Below are 5,027 nucleotides of genomic sequence, written 5' to 3'. Positions count from 1 at the left end.
AAGTCGCCAACCTGTGCATCGAGGTCACGTAGACGCGACGGCCACCCGCCCGGCAATCCTCGCGCCGCGACCTCCGCGCTCGTTGCGTCACGCGTGGTCGGCACCACGCCCCAACTCCTCCGGATGCATACCGTAGGGCGCCAGCGTGGTAAGTCGGCTGTCCTTCACCGGGCCGCCGATCGTGAAGTGATAGAGCGACTGGAACTCCAGGTCGCTGAAACCGAACACCCGGTGCACCGGGTCGTCGAAGAAACAGCCGATGCCCGTGGCTCCGATGCCCGCCGCTTCGGCCTCCAGGTACAACACCTGCCCGATCACCCCGGTTTCCCAAAAGAGCAGACGATAAAACCAGGGCCCGTGCGTGAACAACGCGTCCCGATACTCGGCGATCATGCCTAGCGAAAAGACCCCGTCGCCCGCGATGTCCTGCGAGCAGCTCACTTGCGTCGCGAGCCGCCTCGCATCGCCGCTTTCCAGCCTGCGAAGGGGAAGGTCCGCCGGGCATCCAGGGGGCTTGGACCAGTCGAAGCGCTGGTGCATGGCGCGCTTCAGCTTGTCCAGCTTGGCCGGGTCGCGGACGAGTACGTACAGCCCCGAGTCGAGTCCATCCACCCGATGAACGAACAAGGCGAGTTGGACGCGCGGCTCCCAGGCAATGGCATCCCAGGGCAACGGCCGCCGGTTCGCTTCCAGTTCCACGCGCGGCATCACGCGCGCGAGCATGCCGTAGAAGCGCTCGGCCGTGATCGAGGTCCGGCCGTCGCAAGCCAGGAGGCTACGCCGCTGGCGGATCAGCCGGCCGGCCGGYGGCCCGTCCGGGAACGCTTCGCTTCGATGCGCCGGGGCGGGCGCGTCGAACAGGTCCAGGCCATAGCGCTCTCCGATCGCCTTGCGCGAGGCCAGCGCCACTTCGTCGATGGCGGTCCAGGCGACCGGGTCGTCGCAGCTGAGCCGGTTCGCTTTCCCGCACCAGCCTTGCTGCTTCGTAAGCTCGCGCGCCAGCAGCGGATCGAGGCCGAGCGGCAGCGTGCGCTGCGCGCCTGCACACCACGGCCCGGCCGAGTCGTTCGGCCAGACGAGCATGACGAGTTCCGGCTGTTCGCGCTCGGCGCCTGCGAAGTCCTCGGCGCGGTCCAGCCCCAGCAAGGTTTCGATGGTGTCATCGGCCAGGCCGTGCAACACGACAGTGCTCCATCCCAGGGTCGATGCGGCGATGCGAATCGTGGCAATGGCGTGGCCCACGTCGTGCTGGCAATAGCGGAACGCGCGCTCGCCGTACTTCCACGCTTCGCGCCAGAAAATCGATGAGAGGCCGACCAGAAAGGCCTGTGGCGGAAACTCGCGCATCAACTGGGCGAACCACCCGGCGGAGCCGGTCGCGCGCCGTTCCAGAGCGTGCGCCCTCGGCGCGTAGTGGTACAGGCCGGGCGCGGGCGCCAGCCCGGGAAGCGCGTCGATCAGCAGGTAGCCCTCGGTGGGATGCAGGTTGCCGCTCGAGGGGTTGCTGCGCAGCGCCCAACGCGTGCCGCCAGCCTGCTTCCAGGCCGACAGCGCCAGCGCGTACTCGAACAGCCGCGACAGCGAGCGGATCGTCAGCGGCGCGCTCGGCACCGCGCCCCGCCGAAAGATGTCCTCGTAGMGAGGCGACAGCGGCTCTTCGTCCGCGCCAAGGATGGGCAGCTGCGTGAGCGGCGCCCCCTCGTAACGGCGGAACGGGTTGGGTTGGTTCACCCAATCCAGGGTGCCGGCGGAGCGCGCATAGCGGTGGAAATGGTGCTTGGTACGCTCGTGATAGCGCAGCACCGCTTCGACCTTGTCGGCGTCGTGGATGTCAGCGCCGCCACATTCCCGTGGAGGTGTAGCGTTCTTTCTTTCCTTGATCATGACCGCGCCTTCGATAAAGCATAGGCTAAAACAATGGCGAACGTTCCCAGACAAACTCCGAGGCCGGGGCCGCTGTCCATGACGCCTCGCAGTCCGCAACCCGCGGACCGCCCCGCCAACCGCCTTGCTCGCGAGACGAGTCCCTACCTGCTGCAGCACGCGCACAACCCGGTGGACTGGTTTCCATGGGGCGAGGAGGCGTTCGCCAAGGCGCGCGCCGAGGACAAGCCGATCCTGCTGTCGGTGGGCTACGCCACCTGCCACTGGTGCCATGTGATGGAGCGCGAGAGCTTCGAGGACGTGGGGCTGGCACGCCAGTTGGCCGATGGCTTCGTCACGATCAAGGTCGACCGCGAGGAACTGCCTGACGTCGACCACGTCTATATGAGCGCGCTGCAGGCGCTCACCGGCCGCGGCGGCTGGCCGATGAACATGTTCCTCACGCCGCAACTTCGAGCCTTCTTCGGCGGCACGTACTTCCCGCCGCGATCGCACCAGGGGATCGCCAGCTTCTCCGAGGTGCTCGCCGCCGTGCGCGAGGCCTGGGTCCACCGGCGAGGTGACATCGAGCGGGAGGCCCAAAGGCTGCTCGATCTCGTGCGCCGCGGCACGACCCTCACGGCCCGTGCGTCGGCCGATGACATGCACCGGCGAGCCGAGGCCCAGATCGCCCTTCGCTTCGACGAATCGCGCGGGGGCTTCGGCGGCGCGCCCAAGTTTCCGCAGGCTCCGTTGCTGCAATACCTGCTGGCGCTGGCCGCCTGCGGCGACAGAAGAGCGCGCACGATGCTCGCAACGACGCTGCACCACATGGCAGCCGGCGGAATGTATGACCACGTCAGTGGTGGCTTCGCTCGCTACTCCACCGACGAGCGCTGGCATGTGCCGCACTTCGAAAAGATGCTGTACGACAACGCCCAGCTCGCGCGCGTGTACGCCGGCGCGTTTCGGCTGACCGGCGACGAGAGGCTGCGCTTTATCGCCGAGGACACATTGACGTACCTGCGGCGCGAGATGCACCCGGCGGCTGCGCCGGCGGCCTATGCTTGCGCGCAGGACGCCGATGCCGAGGGCGTCGAGGGCAAATTCCACGTCTGGACACTGGCCGAGTTCCGCGCCGTGCTCGGCGCTGACGCAGAGGCCGCCGCGCGTCTGCATGGGGTCACGGTGCAGGGCAACTGGGAGCACGGCACGAATGTGCTCGAGCGCCGCGATCCGGAAGGCGTGCGCGCCGAACTCGGCATGGAACCCGAGGCTTTCGTGACCTGGGAACGCTCGGTACGCGAGCGCCTCTACGCCGCGCGCGCCCGACGCGCCGGACCGATCACCGACGACAAAGTGCTGGCCGACTGGAACGGCATGGCGCTGCGCGCGTTCGCTGAAGCCGGGCGACTGCTCGGACGCGACGACCTCGTGCAGGCCGCACAAACGCTCGCGCGCTTCCTGCTGTCCGCCATGGTCCGGGATGGGCTGGTCCACCACGCCTGGCGCGACGGCACCTTGCGCGGCGAAGGGTATCTGGCCGACCATGCGCAACTCGGGCTCGGCCTCGTGGAACTGCATGCAGCCACCGGCGAGTTGGAGTGGCTGGACGCCGCGCTCGACCTGTGCGGTGGCATGGTCGAGCGCTTCCATGACCCGGTCGAAGGCTTCTTCGACAGCGCGTCGATGCAACTGCCTATGCGGGCGCGGAACCTCTACGACGGGGCAGTGCCCTCGGGCACTGCGGCGGCGTGCGAGCTGTTGCTGCGACTGGCGGGCCCCTATGAACGCAGCGATTGGTCCGCCATCGCCCGCGCGACGCTTGAGGGCCACGGCGCACTGATGGAGGAAGCGCCGATGGCCGCGCCGGCGTTGCTGCACGCGCAGCTGCTGGCGGAGCAGGGGGCTGATCTTTCGATCCCGGCGGGACCGGGCAGTGAACGCCTGTGGGCGGCGGCGCAGTCGGCGTTCGCGCCGTTGGTCACGCTAATGCGTGGCTTTCCAGGATCGATGCCGCTGCTCGAAGGACGGATTGCGGGTGAGGCCTACCTGTGCCGGAATGGCAGCTGCGAGCTGCCGGCGCGATCGGTCGAGGCGCTGCGTGAGCAACTGGCAAAGGGGTACTCTGGCCCGGCCGGCAAGTTCGCAGCATCGGACGGCGCTGCTTGAGGAGTTGCAGCCGAGCCGGCCCATGAGAAAGGCCAGCGATCACGCCTGGCCTGGGCGCCGCGAAGAGCTCGATGACCCGGTCGTTCGCACATTTGGGGCACTTTGCCCGCCTGGGGGACGTTCAACACCCGGAAATTGGCCGACGACGCCCTTGCGCCAATGGTTGCACGCGGCTTCGACCCGTCGATGCCGTGCTGGAATGCCGGAAAGCGGTCGTCGACGGCCGTCGGCTCTTGGCCGCGACTGTGAGTTCGCAGCCGAGCCCGGCAGCGGTCCTTCGGGATGATGGCCTGGTTGTCCAATGGCAGCTGTCAGCGCGCCTCGGGAACAGGCGGTCCCGGCCCATGAGCCGTCGTTCAATAGCAGCGCTCGTTTACCCGTTTTTTGGCCGACCTTCCCTCCACGCCACAGCAATCTTTGTGACATTTCCTCGGAAACTGGACAATTCAGCACTGCAGATTGGCCGCAATGCCATGAGTGTCAGCGGGAGCATCGCCGCGCTTTTCGGTCTGGGTATTTCTGCTTTCCCTCGGTAAGCCCCAGATTTTCAACTTGAGTCTTTCGACGTTGCCGACGCGCAACTTACGCAGCTTGAGCGCTGTGAATTTGAAACCAAAAGTGCATGCGCCAACCGGGAGAGTGGCGCACTCGGTTTGGAAGTGACCCGATTTCGCAAACACCTGATCCCTGTAGAAGAATGATTTGACTTGAGAATCAAGCCCCTATCCGTCCGTGCAATAGAGTCAAGTCCAATTGCATATACGCCGATTTTCCGGCTTGGCCATCTACCATTCGGCTTATTTGCTTCGACTGAAGCTCTCACCAACACTGGCCTTCCAACCACGTCAGGAGGCTTCATGTTAGACCGACGCACCTTCGCAGCTTGCTGCGCGCTTGCCCTCCCGTACGGTGCCTGCCTTGCGCAGACCACCTACACAGCGAGCCAGTACTTCGACGACCGCTGGTACATCACGCCCTTCGGTGTATACGTC

General features: G+C 66.4%; 2 protein-coding genes. One reads left to right on the top strand and one right to left on the bottom strand.

Going from position 1 to position 5,027, the window contains the following annotated elements; all coding sequences use genetic code 11:
- Positions 1-87 precede the first annotated feature (87 nt).
- Positions 88-1,803 carry a SagB/ThcOx family dehydrogenase gene (locus tag AC1DY5_RS41555; RefSeq protein ID WP_478120273.1) on the bottom strand — a complete coding sequence of 572 codons (1,716 nt, stop codon included), beginning with the start codon at positions 1,801-1,803 and terminating at the stop codon, positions 88-90.
- 159 nt (positions 1,804-1,962) lie between these two features.
- Here AC1DY5_RS41555 and AC1DY5_RS41550 point away from each other — a divergent pair, with 159 nt between their 5' ends.
- The gene (locus tag AC1DY5_RS41550; protein WP_478120272.1) at positions 1,963-4,035 is read left to right on the top strand and encodes a thioredoxin domain-containing protein; all 2,073 of its coding nucleotides are present in this window, start codon (positions 1,963-1,965) and stop codon (positions 4,033-4,035) included.
- Positions 4,036-5,027: the final 992 nt, after the last annotated feature.

The organism is Variovorax sp. P4_D9 (assembly GCF_056401695.1).
The sequence above is the reverse complement of the archived record's forward strand: the minus strand, read 5'-3'. Positions and strand labels throughout refer to the sequence as shown.